This window comes from Actinomycetospora flava (assembly GCF_037400335.1).
Taxonomy (GTDB): domain Bacteria; phylum Actinomycetota; class Actinomycetes; order Mycobacteriales; family Pseudonocardiaceae; genus Actinomycetospora; species Actinomycetospora flava.
On the sequence record NZ_JBBEGM010000003.1, the window covers coordinates 364953 to 379132 of the forward strand.

The 14180-nt window shown below is 74.8% G+C and carries 14 protein-coding genes; 5 read left to right on the top strand and 9 right to left on the bottom strand.

All coding sequences use genetic code 11. The features are described 5' to 3' along the window. Positions 1 to 55: 55 nt before the first annotated feature. Positions 56 to 1219: a hypothetical protein gene (locus WCD58_RS11310; RefSeq protein ID WP_337702720.1), complete on the top strand. Its 1164-nt coding sequence runs from the start codon at positions 56 to 58 to the stop codon at positions 1217 to 1219. Then, positions 1216 to 2760 (top strand): GMC family oxidoreductase, encoded by a 1545-nt coding sequence (locus tag WCD58_RS11315; RefSeq protein ID WP_337702722.1) that lies wholly within the window; start codon positions 1216 to 1218, stop codon positions 2758 to 2760. Before WCD58_RS11310 ends, WCD58_RS11315 begins: the two co-directional genes overlap by 4 nt. Positions 2761 to 2763: 3 nt before the next feature. On the opposite strand, the gene WCD58_RS11320 is transcribed toward WCD58_RS11315, so the two are convergent. Beyond that, complete coding sequence (locus tag WCD58_RS11320) at positions 2764 to 3111, bottom strand: hypothetical protein (protein WP_337702724.1); 348 nt, start codon at positions 3109 to 3111, stop codon at positions 2764 to 2766. Between the two features lie 40 nt (positions 3112 to 3151). Between WCD58_RS11320 and WCD58_RS11325 the strand changes: the two genes are divergently transcribed. Together WCD58_RS11325 and WCD58_RS11330 are read left to right on the top strand one after the other, a co-directional pair. Then, on the top strand, positions 3152 to 4519 hold the full coding sequence (locus tag WCD58_RS11325) for an MFS transporter (protein WP_337702727.1): 1368 nt from the start codon (positions 3152 to 3154) through the stop codon (positions 4517 to 4519). A gap of 306 nt (positions 4520 to 4825) precedes the next feature. Next, complete coding sequence (locus WCD58_RS11330) at positions 4826 to 5239, top strand: hypothetical protein (RefSeq protein WP_337702729.1); 414 nt, start codon at positions 4826 to 4828, stop codon at positions 5237 to 5239. On the opposite strand, the gene WCD58_RS11335 is transcribed toward WCD58_RS11330, so the two are convergent. Genes WCD58_RS11335 through WCD58_RS11370 form a run of 8 tightly spaced genes read right to left on the bottom strand, consistent with a single transcriptional unit; the run spans position 5224 to position 13465 of the window. After that, positions 5224 to 6030 (bottom strand): alpha/beta hydrolase fold domain-containing protein, encoded by an 807-nt coding sequence (locus WCD58_RS11335; RefSeq protein ID WP_337702731.1) that lies wholly within the window; start codon positions 6028 to 6030, stop codon positions 5224 to 5226. The genes WCD58_RS11330 and WCD58_RS11335 overlap by 16 nt on opposite strands. Continuing rightward, positions 6011 to 6556, bottom strand: a complete 546-nt coding sequence (locus tag WCD58_RS11340) for a quercetin 2,3-dioxygenase (RefSeq protein ID WP_337702733.1) — start codon at positions 6554 to 6556, stop codon at positions 6011 to 6013. Before WCD58_RS11340 ends, WCD58_RS11335 begins: the two co-directional genes overlap by 20 nt. A gap of 11 nt (positions 6557 to 6567) precedes the next feature. Further along, positions 6568 to 7470 carry an LLM class flavin-dependent oxidoreductase gene (locus WCD58_RS11345; RefSeq protein ID WP_337702735.1) on the bottom strand — a complete coding sequence of 301 codons (903 nt, stop codon included), beginning with the start codon at positions 7468 to 7470 and terminating at the stop codon, positions 6568 to 6570. Continuing rightward, positions 7467 to 8291, bottom strand: a complete 825-nt coding sequence (locus WCD58_RS11350) for an HpcH/HpaI aldolase/citrate lyase family protein (protein WP_337702737.1) — start codon at positions 8289 to 8291, stop codon at positions 7467 to 7469. Before WCD58_RS11350 ends, WCD58_RS11345 begins: the two co-directional genes overlap by 4 nt. Next, positions 8288 to 8740: a MaoC family dehydratase gene (locus tag WCD58_RS11355; RefSeq protein WP_337702739.1), complete on the bottom strand. Its 453-nt coding sequence runs from the start codon at positions 8738 to 8740 to the stop codon at positions 8288 to 8290. The genes WCD58_RS11350 and WCD58_RS11355 overlap by 4 nt, the downstream gene beginning before the upstream one ends. Positions 8741 to 8747: 7 nt before the next feature. Then, positions 8748 to 10670 carry an AMP-binding protein gene (locus WCD58_RS11360; RefSeq protein WP_337702741.1) on the bottom strand — a complete coding sequence of 641 codons (1923 nt, stop codon included), beginning with the start codon at positions 10668 to 10670 and terminating at the stop codon, positions 8748 to 8750. Between the two features lie 21 nt (positions 10671 to 10691). Next, positions 10692 to 12281: an acyl-CoA carboxylase subunit beta gene (locus tag WCD58_RS11365; RefSeq protein ID WP_337702743.1), complete on the bottom strand. Its 1590-nt coding sequence runs from the start codon at positions 12279 to 12281 to the stop codon at positions 10692 to 10694. After that, complete coding sequence (locus WCD58_RS11370) at positions 12278 to 13465, bottom strand: acyl-CoA dehydrogenase family protein (RefSeq protein WP_337702745.1); 1188 nt, start codon at positions 13463 to 13465, stop codon at positions 12278 to 12280. Before WCD58_RS11370 ends, WCD58_RS11365 begins: the two co-directional genes overlap by 4 nt. 93 nt (positions 13466 to 13558) lie before the next feature. Between WCD58_RS11370 and WCD58_RS11375 the strand changes: the two genes are divergently transcribed. Further along, positions 13559 to 14173 (top strand): TetR/AcrR family transcriptional regulator, encoded by a 615-nt coding sequence (locus WCD58_RS11375; protein ID WP_337702747.1) that lies wholly within the window; start codon positions 13559 to 13561, stop codon positions 14171 to 14173. The last annotated feature ends 7 nt before the right edge of the window (positions 14174 to 14180 follow it).

The following is a 14180-nucleotide window of genomic DNA, read 5'->3' on the forward strand; positions in this document are numbered from 1 at the left end:
GGTGCCGATCACGCCCGCACGGTTCCCCGGAGCATCCTCGAACGGCGGTGGCGCGATGACGGCGACCCTCGAACCCTCCGCAGGCGTCGGGCGACGCCGCCGGACCCTGCCCTGGTACGCGTTCGGCCTGGCCAACCTCGCGGTGGTGGTCGTCCTCAGCCTGGTCAGCTGGTACCTGGTGGCCGACCCGGAGTGGAGCGCGAGCGGCATCTACCCGCAGCCGCTCACGGCGTGGATGTTCTGGACGATCATCGCGTTCGTCTGGGCCGCGTTCACCTTCGAGCTCTCGCCGTTCGCGCGGCTGCGCCAGCCGTGGAAGGGGCTCGCGGTCGCGGTGGTCACCGGCGGGCTCGGCGCGCTGATCACCTGGCTGCTCGCCGCCGGATGGGGCTCGGTGGACGCCAGCTTCGACGGGGCGCGCGCCGAGGGCGCCGGGTTCATCCTCGGCTCGCTCATCGTGCTCTACAGCTTCGTCGTGTACGTGATCTCCGCGGTGAACTGGGGCCACTGGCCGTGGACGCGCAGCGGCCTGCAGCAGCCGTGGCTCGGCGCCGCGTCGTTCGGCGCGCTGGTCATCCCGGTGGTGGTGCTATACATGGTCTTCGCGGTGCCGTCGATGGCGATGTGGGCGCCGCCGGACGCCGCGCTGCTCGACCCGTACACCCAGATCGGCTTCTTCTACTGCGTCGTCGTCTCGGCGATCCTCACCGGCGCCGTGCTGGAGAACTGGCCGTGGCGGCTGGCCGGCAGCCCGGGCCGCACGGCGCTCGCGGCGCTGGTCGGGAACCTGGTCATCGGCTGGATCCTCTACGAGGCGCTGGTCGGCGTGACCCACCTGGTGCTGGGGTCGGCGAACGTGGCGGCGATCGGCGAGACGCTGCCGATGTTCGGCGCGCAGGTCGGTGTGTGCTGGGTGTTCTGGATGGTCATGTGGCCCAACGCCTTCGGCAACCGCCCCACCGGCGGGCGCCTCGGCGTCGTGCTGGTCGGGCGCACGCTCATCACGTTCGTGCTCGCCGTACTGACGTTCGCCCTGTACTACTACGTCCTGGCGGGCGTGGTGCTCCACGAACCCGCGGCCGCCGACGGCGCCACGGTGTCCGGCAGCGCGCTGGTCGGCATGGACTGGCTGATCATCTGGGCGCTCTGGTACGTCGTCGCCGGCGAGTCCTGGGGCCTGCCGCGACCGCACGCCGCCGTCGAGGAGGAGACGTCGTGAGCCGACCCGACTACATCGTGGTGGGCAGCGGTTCGGCGGGCAGCGTGCTCGCCCGCCGGCTGCTCGACGCCGAGGCCGGCTCCGTGCTGGTGCTGGAGGCCGGCGGGTCCCACGACGACAACCCCGCCGTGCACGACCCCACGGCATGGCCGTCGCTCTGGGGCACCGAGGTGGACTGGGCGTACCGCACCGTGCCCCAGGTGCACACCGCGGACCGGGTCCACGACTGGCCCCGCGGCCGCGTCCTCGGCGGCACCAGCTGCCTCAACGCCATGCAGTACATCCGTGGCCACCGCGCCGACTTCGACGCGTGGGCGGCCGCGGGCAACACCGGCTGGGGCCACGACGACGTGCTGCCCGTGTTCATGGGCCTCGAGGACCACCACGAGGGCGCCTCGGCGCTGCACGGCGCCGGCGGGCCGATGCACGTGTCGATCCTGCGCGACCGGGACGCCAACCCCACCTCGACCGCCTTCGTCGAGGCGTGCGTCGAGGTGGGGTACCTGCGCAACGACGACATCAACGGCGCCACCACCGAGGGCGCCGGGTGGAACCCGACCTCCATCCGCGACGGCGTCCGCCAGGACACCTGGACCACCTTCCTGGCCCCGGTCGTCGGGCGGCCGGGCCTCGAGGTGCGCACGGGCGCGCGGGTCGCGCGGCTGCTCGTCGAGCGCGGGCGCGTCACCGGGGTCGAGCTCGACGACGGCGAGCGCCTCCACGCCGAGCGCGAGGTCGTGCTGTGCGCGGGCGCGATCGACTCGCCGCGGCTGCTGCTGCAGTCGGGCATCGGGCCCGCCGACGAGCTGCGCGCCGTCGGCGTCGACCCGGTCCACGACCTGCCCGGCGTCGGCCGCAACCTGCACGACCACCTGCTGCTCGGCGTGGTCTACGAGGCCACCGAGCCGCTGCCCGCCGGACGGAACAACCTCTCGGAGAGCGTGCTGTTCACGACCAGCACCCGGGGCACGCCGGCCCCGGACATCCAGGTCGCGCTGGTGCACGTCCCGTTCCACTCGCCGGAGTTCACCGCGCCCGCGAACAGCTACACGATCGCGCCGGGCATCGTGGCGCCGCAGAGCCGCGGCAGCGTGCGCCTCCTCGACGCCGGGCCGGGCGGGGCGCTCGCCATCGACCCGAACTACCTCGGCGAGGAGGCCGACGTCGAGGGGCTGCTCGAGGGGATCGCGATGTCGCGCGAGATCGGGGAGGCCCACGCGTTCGACCGATGGCGCCGGCGCGAGGTCCTGCCCGGCCCGGACGTGACCTCGTCGGCGGCCCTGTGCGACTTCGTCGCCCGCGCGGCCAGCACCTACTACCACCCGGCGGGCACCTGCGCGATGGGCACCGGCGACGACGCCGTCGTCGACCCGGAGCTGCGCCTGCACGGGCTGGACGGGCTGCGGGTCGCCGACGCGTCGGTGATGCCGACGATGGTCTCGGTGAACCCCAACGCCACGATCACGATGATCGGGGCGAAGGCGGCGGCCCTGATCAGCGGTGTCGCCGCCTCCTCCGGGCAGCGCCTCGCGGCGCGCTGACCGTCAGGCGGCGCGGTCGAGCCGAACGTCCACCGTCACCCGGCCGTCGTCGGTCCGCCGGGCCACCCCGTGGCCCGGCTGGTCGACGCCGTCGAGGCGCACGGCGAGCGGGGCGCCGTCGCCGGTGAAGTTGCGCCACCAGTTCTTCCGGTCCGGGAACTCGACGCCGATGGTGACCTCGTCGCCGTCGCGCCGGTACGCGACCGGGAGCGTGAACCGGCGCCCGGAGCGGCGGCCGGTGTAGGTCACCACCGTCATCCACCCGCTCACCAGCGATCCCCACTGCGGCGACGCGACGAGTGGGCGGACCAGGCGGTTCACGGCCGCGGCGGCGGTCTGGAACAGGCTCACCTCCCGAGGCTACGCCGGACGATCAGGGGTAGCCCCCGGGATGCCCCGCAGCGCCGCCGCGCGGTCCGTGGCGACGATGTCCACGGGCTCGTTCGTGATCGTCGCGGCCTCCCTCGCGACCCTGAACCTCCTCGTGGTGTTCGACGGTCTCGTCGTCACCGTGGCCCTCCCGGCGATGGCGCAGGCGCTGGGGACCGACGCGCCCGCGACCTCCTGGGTGATCACGGCCTTCGCGGTGCCGCTCGGCGGGACGCTGCTGCTCGGCGGGCGGCTCGGCGACCGCGTCGGGACCCGGCCGTGTTTCGTCGGCGGCCTGGTGCTGTTCGCGCTCGGGCTGGTCGGTTCCGGGCTCGCGGGGACGTTCCCGGTGCTGCTGGCGGGCCGGGTGCTGCAGGGCCTGGGCGCGGGCCTGGCCCTGCCGAACACCTTCGCGCTCGCGAGCGCGATCCCCGCGCAGGGCCGGCGGTCGGCGGTGTTCGCCGCGAGTGCCGTCGCGGGCAGCAGCGGCAGCGCGGGGGCCGCGGTGGTGGGCGGACTGCTCGTCGACGGACTCGGCTGGCGGTCGGTGTTCCTGGTCGCGGTGCCGGTGGCGCTGGGGACGGCGGTGATCCTGTGGCGGCGGCTCCCCGCCGAGGCGCGCGACCCGCGGGTGTCGCTGCCGTGGACCTCGAGCGCCTGGTTCGTCCTGGCGGCGGCCGCCGCGGTGCTGGCGGTCAGTTCCCGGTCGTCTCTCGCCCTCGGGGTCGCCGTCGCGGCGCTCGCGGGGTTCGTCGTCACCGAGCGCCGCCGCGCGGACCCGCTGATCCCGCGCGGCGTGCTGGCGCAGCGCAGCCTGCGCGGCGCACTGCTCGGCATGCCCGGCCAGGTCGTCGCCTACAACGGCGTCGTCTACGTCGGACTGCTGTTCTTCCAGGTCGCGCGGGGTCTGCCGCCCTGGCTGGCGGGGCTGGCGTTCGCGCCCGTCGGGGTCGGCGCGATCGCCGGGAGCCGGCTGGCGACCCTCTGGCTGGCCCGCCGGGGCTGGCGGAGCGGTGCCGTCGCCGGGCTGGTGGTCGCCGCGGCGGCGCTCGCGGTGCTCGGGGCGGCGCCGGACGCGTCGTACGCCGCGGTCGTGCTCCCGGTCCTGCTCGTCCTGGGCGCGGCGCTCGCCCTGGCGGCGGTGACCCTCAACGTCGCGGCGGGCCTCGACAGCACCGACGGCGAGCGCGGCGCGGCGTACGGCGTCTTCGAGACCACGACGCACGTGTCGAGCGCGCTCGCGGTCGCCGTCCTCGCGGTCGTGATCGGCGCTGCGGCGACCTCGGGCGACTTCGCGCGGGGCTTCGCCGTCGAGGCGGCCGCGGCCGGGGTGTGCGGGCTCGCGGTCGCGCTGTACGGGGGGTCGCAGCGGCGGAGCTCGCCACGATGATCGCTCGAGGATGCCGTCAGGGCTGTCGGCGGTTCCGGACCGGGGGCGGCCGCCCAGCCCGGCGGCGGCGGCCCGGCCCGGGTGATCAGGGGCGTCCTGGTGCACCTGGACCGCCCGCGCGGGTGCACGACGTCGCCCGTGATCATCGCGGTGGCGGGCGGGCGCCCTCGCGAGAGGCACCTCGCGCAGGCTCGAGCGCGCGGAGACTTGCGGAGCGTGCCTCTCGCCCGCGCAGCGACAACCCTGGCGGCATCCTCGCGAGATCGAACTGGAGAGCACGCCGCAGCGGTGCCACGCTCACCGCCCATGAGGGGGGAGCGGTGGCGGCGCGGCGCCCTGCGGGTCGCCGCGGCGGCGCTGGTCGTCGACGGGCTCGGGTTCGGGGCATTCGGCCCGCTGCCGGTCGCGAGCCTCGCGCGGGGCGGCGGCATCCCGACCGTCGCCGGCTTTCCGACCTACGGCGGCGGGCCGCTCGAGGCCTACGTCCCCACGTCGATCCCGCTGCTGGTGGGGTTCGGGGTGGTCTGCGTGCTGCAGTTCGTCGCCGGCGTGCTCGTGTGGCGGCGACGGCCGGCCGGGGCGACGCTCGCGCTCGTCTCGGTGGCCCTGGGCGCGGTCTTCTGGTGGGGGTTCTCGCTGCCGGTGGGGCCGGTGCTCGGGGTGCTCGCCGTCGTCGGGGTGCTCGCCGGATGGCCGGCGCTCGGTCAGCCGGCGAGGTGACGGCGCAGGAAGGCGACGGCGTCGTCGAACGCCGCGCGGGCGGCGTCGGGGTCGCCGCGCCAGAGGTGGTCGGCGCCGAGCACGAGGTCCAGCTCGACGGAGGCGCCGACACCCTCCAGCGCCGAGGCCAGCCGCTCCGACTGCCGGGCCGGGACGAGGCGGTCGGCGGTCCCGTGCCGGACGAGGAACGGCGGCGCGCCCGCGTGGACGTGCGCGACGGGGCTCGCGCGGCGGGCGCGCTCCGGGTACGCGGCGGCGGGCGCGCCGAGCAGCAGCGCCTCGCGGGAGTCGGCGGCCGCGGTGTCGACGGCGCTGATCCCGCCGGCCTCGGCGTCCTCGACGAACGTCGTCAGGTCGGCCGGCCCGTACCAGTCGACGACGGCGCGCACGTCCGGGTCGGCGAGCCCGAGCAGGGCGGCCAGGTGCCCGCCCGCCGACTCGCCCCACAGCGCCACCCGCGAGGCGTCGACCCCGAGCTCCTCGCCGCGGGACCGCAGCCAGGCCAGCCCTGCTGTGACGTCCTCGAGCTGCGCGGGGAACAGCGCCTCGCCCGAGAGCCGGTAGTCCAGCGACGCCACCGCGAACCCCGCCTCGGCGAGCCGGGCGAACGGCGAGGGTGACCAGTCCGCGTACAGCGGTCCGAACGAAGCTCGCGTGCCCGCCCGCCAGCCGCCGCCGTGCAGGAACACGACCAGCGGGGCGACCCCGGCGGGTCGGTGCAGGTCGAGCAGCAGCGGCCGGAACCCGGGGACGACCGCGTACTCGTGGGTCTCAGTCGATGAGCCGGACATCGTGGTGGAACTCGTTGCGGAAGCGGCGGGCGGCGTCGCCGAGCTGCTCGGGCGAGGGGATCACCGGCGCGCCGGGCGGCGCCGTCGCCTCCGTGCGCTCGCCCGCGGCGGCGAAGAAGCGCTCGAACCCGCCGGTGCTCACGCCCAGGGTGCGGGCGCGCAGCGACTCCACACGGAACGAGTGCTTGAGACCCGCGGGCACGTAGCCGAAGTCGCCGGTGGTCAGCACGCGGTCGAGGATCGCGCCGTCGGTGTCCTCGATCCCCACGCGCACCTGGCCGTCGAGCACGTAGAAGATCTCGTGGACGTCGTCGTGCGCGTGCACCGGGATCGCCCGCCCGCGCGGCGCCTCCATGGTGAACACGCCGAACTGCCCCTCGGTCTCGTCGCCGGAGAGCAGCACGGTGAAGAGCTGGTCGAACAGGTGGGCACGTTCGCCCTCACCGGCGGCGAGCACGAACGGGGCGGGGCGGCCCGGCAGGTCGTCCCGGGGCTTCTCGCCCGGCCTCACGAACTCCGCGGTCATCGGCGCTCCTCTCAGCCGCGCAGGCGGGGGAGGACCTCCCCGGCGAGCAGGTCGAGTGTGCGCTCGCGATCGCCGGGCTCGGAAGCAGGGGCGACGACGACCGACTCGGCCCCGGCGTCGCGGTACTCCGCGAGCCGCGCCGCGACCTGCTCGGGCGTGCCGTGGGGGACGCAGGCGTCGACGATCCGCTCCATGTCCTGGCCGTAGGTCGCGGCGAGGACGTCGAGCGCGCGGCGGCGGGCGAGCGCGGGATCGGGGTCGACGGCGGTCCAGGCGAAGTAGGCGCCGGTGACCTCGGCGGGGTCGCGGCCGTGGCGCTCGGCCTCCTCGCGGGCGGTGCGCAGGCCGCGGGCGACGCGGTCGGGGCTGCCGAGGTAGGGCATCCAGATGTCGCCGGCGCGCCCGGCGCGGCGCATCGAGGCCTCGGAGCGCCCGCCGACCCACACCGGCGGGCGGGGTCGCTGCAGCGGCAGGGGGTCGAGGGTCGCGGGGGTGCCGTCGACGTCGATCGCCTCGCCGGCGAACAGGCGCACGAGCACGTCGAGCCCCTCGTCGGTCCGCTTGCCGCGCTCCCGGACGGGGACGCCGCACGCGGCGAACTCCACCGGGTTCTCACCGCCCACCCCGACCCCGAGCTCGAAGCGCCCGCCCGAGACGCGGTCGAGGGTCGCGGCCATCTTCGCGGCGAGCGGCGCCGGATAGAGCGGCAGCAGCGTCACCGCGCTGAGCAGGCGCACGCGGCTCGTCACCGACGCGGCCGCGGCGAGCACCACGAACGCGTTGGGCGTCGGGCTGCCGAACAGGACGTGCTCGCCGCTCGCGACGATGTCGAAGCCCTGCTCCTCGGCGCGCCGCGCGGTGGCGGGGACGTCGGCCGGGTCGTCGGTCGGTGGCAGGACGAGCCCGACCCTCACGCGTCGAGCTCCGCTTCGCTCCGTCTCCCGGCCCGCCCCAGCACCGCGTGCGCCATCTTCAGGTGCACCTCGTCGACCATCTCGCCGTCCACGACCCCGACCCCGGACTTCCCGGCCTCGATCACGACGCGGGCGTGGGCGATCTCGTCGTCGGTCGGTGTGAACGCCTCGTGGGCGAGCGCGACCTGCGAGGGGTGGATGCAGATCTTGCCGTCGTAGCCGAGGTCCCGCCCGGCGGCGGCGTCGGCGCGGAACGCCTCGGCGTCGTGGGCGGCGACGACCGCCTGGTCCAGCAGACCCACCCCGGAGACCGCGCCCGCGAGCACCACCTCGCTGCGCGCGTGCAGCACCTCGAGGCTCCCGGGCGTGCGCCGGCCGCCGACCGAGGCGATGTAGTCCTCGGCGCCGAAGTACGCGGCGAGCAGGCCGCTCATGAGCTCCCGGCACCGCGCGATGCCCCGCGCGCTCTCGAGCCCGCCGATCACCGGCAGGTCGAGGCGCGAGCGCAGGTCCGCGAGCTGCTCGGGCGACTCGAGCTTGGGCAGAACGACCCCGTGCGCCGCCGACTCCGCGACCGCGGCGACGTCGTCGGCGTACCAGGGCGTCGTGGGGCCGTTGACGCGCACGAAGACCAGCGAGCCGGAGTCGGGGGCCAGCTCTGCGACGGCCTTCACCGTGGCCTCGCGCGCGGTCTCCTTGTCGGCGGCCGCGACGGCGTCCTCGAGGTCGACGGCCACGGCGTCGGGCGCCCAGCGGGGCACCTTGGCGACCATGTCGGGCCGTGCGCCGGGCACGAACAGCAGGCTGCGCGGGACCCTCACGCGGGCCTCCGGTGCATCAGACCCGTGCGCTGGCAGGTGCACACGACCTCGTCGCGCTGGTTGCGGGCGCGGTGGGCGAACACCACGATCCCCGCGTCCGGGCGCTTCCTCGACTCCCGTGCCGACACGATCTCCGTCTCCACCCGCACGGTGTCACCGTGGAACACCGGCGCCGGGAACGCCACCTCGTCGAGCCCGAGCTGGGCGACGATCGTCCCGAGCGTCAGCTCCGGCACCGACAGCCCGACCACCAGCGCGAGCGTGAACATGCTGTTGACCAGCGGCCGCCCGAACTCCGTGGTCGCCGCGTAGGCGTGGTCGAGGTGCAGCGGTGCCGGGTTCATGGTCATCGTGGTGAACAGCACGTTGTCGGTCTCGGTGACCGTGCGCCGCGTGGCGTGCTCGACGACGAGGCCCTCGGTGAGGTCCTCGAACCAGAGTCCACTCATGCGGTGATCATGCCTTCACCGCCGCCGACAGCGTGTCCAGGCTGCCCGGGTCCTCGAGCGCGCTGATGTCGCTGCGGGCCTCGCCGTGCAGGAGCACCTCGCGCATCAGCCGCCGCATGATCTTGCCGGTCCGGGTCTTCGGCATGGCCGCGGTGACGATCACGCGGTCCGGCCGGGCGATGCCGCCGATGGTGTCCGCGACGAGCGCCCGCACCTCGTCGGGCACCTCGTCGGCGCTCCCGCCCGTGACGGTCACGAACGCGATCGGCACGGTGCCCTTGGTGGCGTCCGGGATCCCGACGACGGCCGCCTCGACCACGCGCGGGTGGGTGGTCACGACGGCCTCGATCTCCATCGTCGACAGCCGGTGCGCGGCCACGTTGATGACGTCGTCGGCGCGCCCGAGCACCCAGAGGTGCCCGTCGGTGTCGACGACCGCCTCGTCGTTGGTGGCGTAGCGCCCGGGGAAGCGGCCGAAGTAGGTGCTCAGGTAGCGCTCGTGGTCGTCCCACACGGTGCGCGCGAGCGTGGGGAACGGGCGGGTCATGACGAGGTTGCCCTTGACGCCCGCCGGCACCTCGGCCCCCTCCTCGTCGACGACCGCGAACGCGTGACCGGGCACCGGGGTGCCCGCCGAGCCGGCCTTGAGGTCGTCGACACCGGTCACCGGATAGGTCCAGGTCGACCCGGTCTCGGTCTGCCCGTAGGCGTTGACGATCGGGACGCCGTAGGTCTCGGTGGCCCAGGTGAACGTCTCGCCGTCGAGCGGCTCGCCCTGCACGGTGATCAGCGCGAGGCGGGGGAGCGGGTGGTCCGCGGCGAGGTCGTCGCCGAACTTGCGCAGCATCCGCAGCACCGTCGGCGCGCAGAGGACCTGGGTGACGCCGTGGCGCGCGCAGACGTCGTAGAAGCGCGAGGGCCCCGGGGTGTCCAGCGCGCCCTCGTAGCAGGCGATCGTCGAGCCGTGCGCGAGCCCGCCGATCACGGCCTGGATCGGGAAGGTCAACCAGCCGACGTCCGCGGCGACCCAGTAGACGTCGCCGTCGACGGGCCCGGCCTGCCAATGCACGTTCGCCCAGGTGCCGAGCAGGAAGCCGCCGACGGAGTGCACGACGCCCTTGGGGCGGGACTCGGTGCCACTGGTGAAGATCAGGAACGCGGGCTCGTTGGGGTCGAGGGGCACGGTCGGCGCGCCCTCGGGGTGCTCGGCGAGCAGCGCCGCGTAGGAGACCTCGCCGGGGGAGAGGGCCACGCCCCGCTGCGTGCGGTCGACGACCACGACGCTCTCGACGGTCGGCGCGTCGGGGAGCGCGGCGCGCAGGGTCTCGAGCAGCTCGACGGGCTTCCCGCGCCGGTAGATCGCGTCCGCGACCACGACCGCCTTCGCCCGCGCCGCGGACAGCCGGGAGGCGACGGCGTCGCGCCCGAACCCGGAGAACAGCACCGTGTAGATCGCGCCGATCCGGTTGCAGGCGTGGATCGCGGTGAACGCCTCGACGAGGTTGGGCATGTAGACCGCGACGACGTCGCCGTGCCCGATCCCCAGCGACACCAGCCCGCCGGCGAGCCGGTTCACCTCGTCGGCGAGCTCCGCGTAGGTCAGCGTGCGCGTGTCGCCGGGCTCGCCCTCCCAGACGACGGCGGGCCGGTCCGGGGTCGACTCCGCCCAGCGGTCGACGCAGTTGTCGGCGACGTTGATGCGCCCGCCCTCGAAGTACCGGAAGTCGCCCAGCTCGCCCGAGCGCACCGTCTCCCAGGGGGTGAGCCAGCGGTGCTTCTCGGCCACCCACGCCCAGTACTCGTCGGGGTCGCGGTCGTGCCGGGCGCGGGCCTCGGAGAGCTCCGCGGCCCGGTCGGGTGAGCGCCACCGCTCGTCGAGGGACCGCAGCGGCGCGGAGATCAGGGCAGCGAGGGTGTCGCGGTCGTCCATGATCGTCTCCAGGATCGGCGACTAGACAGGGCTGACGGGGTGGTGACGGCGCCCGCGGGTGCGGGTCCAGCCGTCGGCGTGCCGCAAACGCGTGACGAGCTCGCCGCGCAGGTCCTCGCCGGGCACGACGGCGTCGACGACGAGCTCGTCGCCCATGCGCAGCAGGTTGATCTCGGCGCGGTGCTCCTCGACGCGCGCGGCGACGAAGGCCTCGCGCTCGTCCGGGTCGGCGATCTCGGCGATCTTGCCGGCGTACACCGCGTTGACCGACGCCTCCGGGCCCATCGCGCCGATGAACGCGCTGGGCAGGGCGAGCGTCGCGCGGGGTTCGAAGCCGGGCGCGCACATGGCGTAGAAGCCCGCGGCGTAGGCCTTGCGCAGGACGACCGTGAACTTCGGGACCTCGGCCGACGACATCGCCGTGATCATCTTCGCGCCGTGGCGGATGATGCCCTGGCGCTCGACGGCGACGCCGACCATGAACCCGGGGACGTCCTGCAGGAACAGCAGCGGGACGTTGAACGCGTCGCAGAGGCTGATGAAGCGGGCGGCCTTGTCGGCGGAGTCGACGTGGATCGCGCCGCTGCGCACCCGCGGCTGGTTGGCGACGAGCCCGACGACCCGTCCTTTCAGGCGGGCGAAGCCGACGACGATCTCGGGTGCCCAGTCGGGCTTGATCTCGAAGAACGAGCCGCCGTCGACGAGCCGGTCGATCACGGCGGTGACGTCGTAGCCGACGGTCGGGTCCTCGGGGACGAGTCCCTCCCAGCCGGTGGCCTCGGGCTCGCGCGGTGCGGCGTCCGGTGGCGGGGCCTCGAAGTGCGCGGGGAGGTACGAGAAGAGCAGGCGCGCGGCGGCGATCGCCTGCCAGTCCTCGTCGAAGACGGCGTCGCCGCACCCGGAGACCTCGGCGTGCATCCGCGCGCCGCCCATCTCCTCGGCGGTGGTGCGCTCGCCGGTGACCTTCTCGGCCACCCGCGGCGACGCGAGGTACATCGAGGCCGCCCCATCGACCATCCCGACCCAGTCGGTGAAGGCCGGCATGTAGGCCCCGCCGGCGGCGGACGGCCCGTGCAGGCAGCAGATCTGGGGCACGCGCCCGGACAGCGCCACCTGCAGGTGGAAGATCTTCGAGGCGCCGCGGAGGCCGGGGAAGAAGCCCATCTGCTCGGTGAGCCGACCGCCCGCGGAGTCGACGAGGTAGAAGACCGGCAGCAGGTCGCGGTCGGCGCGCTCGAGGATGCGGATCTGCTTCTCGCACGTCCGCTCGCCCCAGGAGCCGGCCTTGACGCCGAAGTCGTGGGCGATCACCGCGACCGGGCGGCCCTCGACCGTCCCGACACCGGTGACGACGCCGTCGGCCGGCATCCCGGGCCGTGTCGTCGAGGCGAGCACGCCGTCCTCGACGAAGCTGCCCGGGTCGAGCAGCACGTCGAGCCGCTCGCGCACGCCGAGCTTGTCCGGCCAGCGGCTGGTGTCGCCGCCCTCCCGGGCCCGCGCCGCGGCCGCGAGGACGTCCTCCCCCGAGGGAGGTGCCGGCGCCCCGGGGGGATGGGGCGCCGACACCTCCCACGCGGGAGGCACGCCGTTGGCCGCGGCCGTGTCCGTCACGGGAGACGGAGCGTGTCGGAGCTCGACCCATGGTGCGGGACGAGCCGCTTCGCGAGGATCTCCAGCTGGATCTCGTCGGTGCCGCCGCCGATGCGCAGGATGCGCACGTCGCGGTGGTGGCGCGCGACCGGCGTCTCCTCGAGGTAGCCCGCGCCGCCGAAGAGCTGCACGGCCTCGTCGACGATCCACGCCGCCGCCTTGGCCGCGAAGTACTTCGCCGCGGCCACCGAGCGGTCGGCCTCGGGGTGGCCGCGGTCGAGCCGGTCGGCGGCCTTGTAGGTCATGACGCGCGCGGCCTCGAGCTCGATCTCCATCGCGGCGAGGCGGTGGCGGATCGCCTGGCGCGCGGTCAGCGGCTCGCCCGCCACCTCGCGCCCGCGGACGTACCCGGTGACGGTGTCGAGCGCCTCGGCGGCGTGCCCGAGCCCCATCGCGGCGAGCGCGACCCGCTCGAGCTGGAAGGCCGCCATGATCTGGTGGAAGCCGCGGCCCTCGACGCCGAGCACGGCGTCCTCGCCGAGCTCGACGCCGTCGAGCACCACCTCGCGGGTGTCCGACGAGTGCCAGCCCATCTTCGGCAGCGGGGCGCCGAGCGAGAGCCCGGGCGTGCCGGCGGGCACCACGAACGTCGTGATGCCGCGGTGGCCGCCGTCGGGGTCGGTCTTGGCGCCGACCACGAGCACGTCGGCGAGGCCGGCGTTGGTGATGTACATCTTCTGGCCGTCGAGCACCCAGCCCGTGTCGGTGCGCCGCGCGCGGGTGGTGATGCCCGCGACGTCGGACCCCGCGCCGGGCTCGGTGACGGCGATGGCCGCGATCGCGTCGCCGGCGGCCAGGCGCGCGACCCACTGCTCGCGCTGCTCGGGCGTGCCGTGGCGCACGAGGTGCGGGGCGGCCATGTAGGCGCTGACCAGCGCGCTGACCGCGATGCCGCCGCAGGCGCGGGAGAGCTCCTCGGCCAGCACGGCGACCGCGGTGGCCTCGCCGCCCCCGCCCGCGGACCCGCCGTACTCCTCGGGGGTCAGCAGGCCGAGCAGGCCCGCGTCGCCGAGCTCCTTCCACAGGCGCTCCGGCGGGCGTCCCGCGCGCTCGGCCTCCGCCACGACGGGGCGCACGCGCTGGTCGGTGAAGGCCCGGCACGTGGCGCGGAAGTCCTCGTGCACCTCGTCGAGGTCGTACGGCACGCGGCGTCTCCCTTGCTTCGACCGACCGGTCGGGCGAAAGTACCCCACATCACACACGTTCGGTCAAGGCGTGCGAGGGGAACCGGGGACGCGATGGCGACACGGGGGACCGGGGCGGGATCGGCGATCGGCAGCCGCGCCGACGAGCAGCGGCAGCGGATCCTCGACGCCGCCGTGGCCGTCTTCAGCAGGCGTGGGTACGGCGCGGCGTCGATGAACGACGTCGCGGCGCAGGTCGGGCTGTCGAAGCCGACGCTCTACCACTACGTGCGGACCAAGCAGGACCTGCTCGTCGCGGTGTACGAGGAGGTCCTCGACGAGAGCCTGCGCAGCGCCCGCGAGATCGTCGCCGGGGCGCCCACCACGCGGGAGGCGGTGCGCGCGCTGATCGTCGAGCGGGTGCGCTACACCTGCGAGCACCGGGACCTGCTGACGATCTGCTTCCACGAGGAGTCGGCGCTGCCCGAGGAGCTCGCCGCGCCGATCCTCGAGCGCCGCCGCGAGTTCGAACGGGTCGTGCGCGACGCCGTCGAGGCCCACCTGCACGAGACCGGGCGGACCCTGCCCATGGCGCTCGGCGTCTACGTCAACACCTGCCTCGGCGCCGCGAACTGGACGTACAAGTGGTTCGACCCCGCCGGCCCGCGGTCGGCGCGCGAGCTGGGTGAGGACGTCGCCGGGGTGCTGCTCGGGATCCTCGACGGCTGATGTGAGC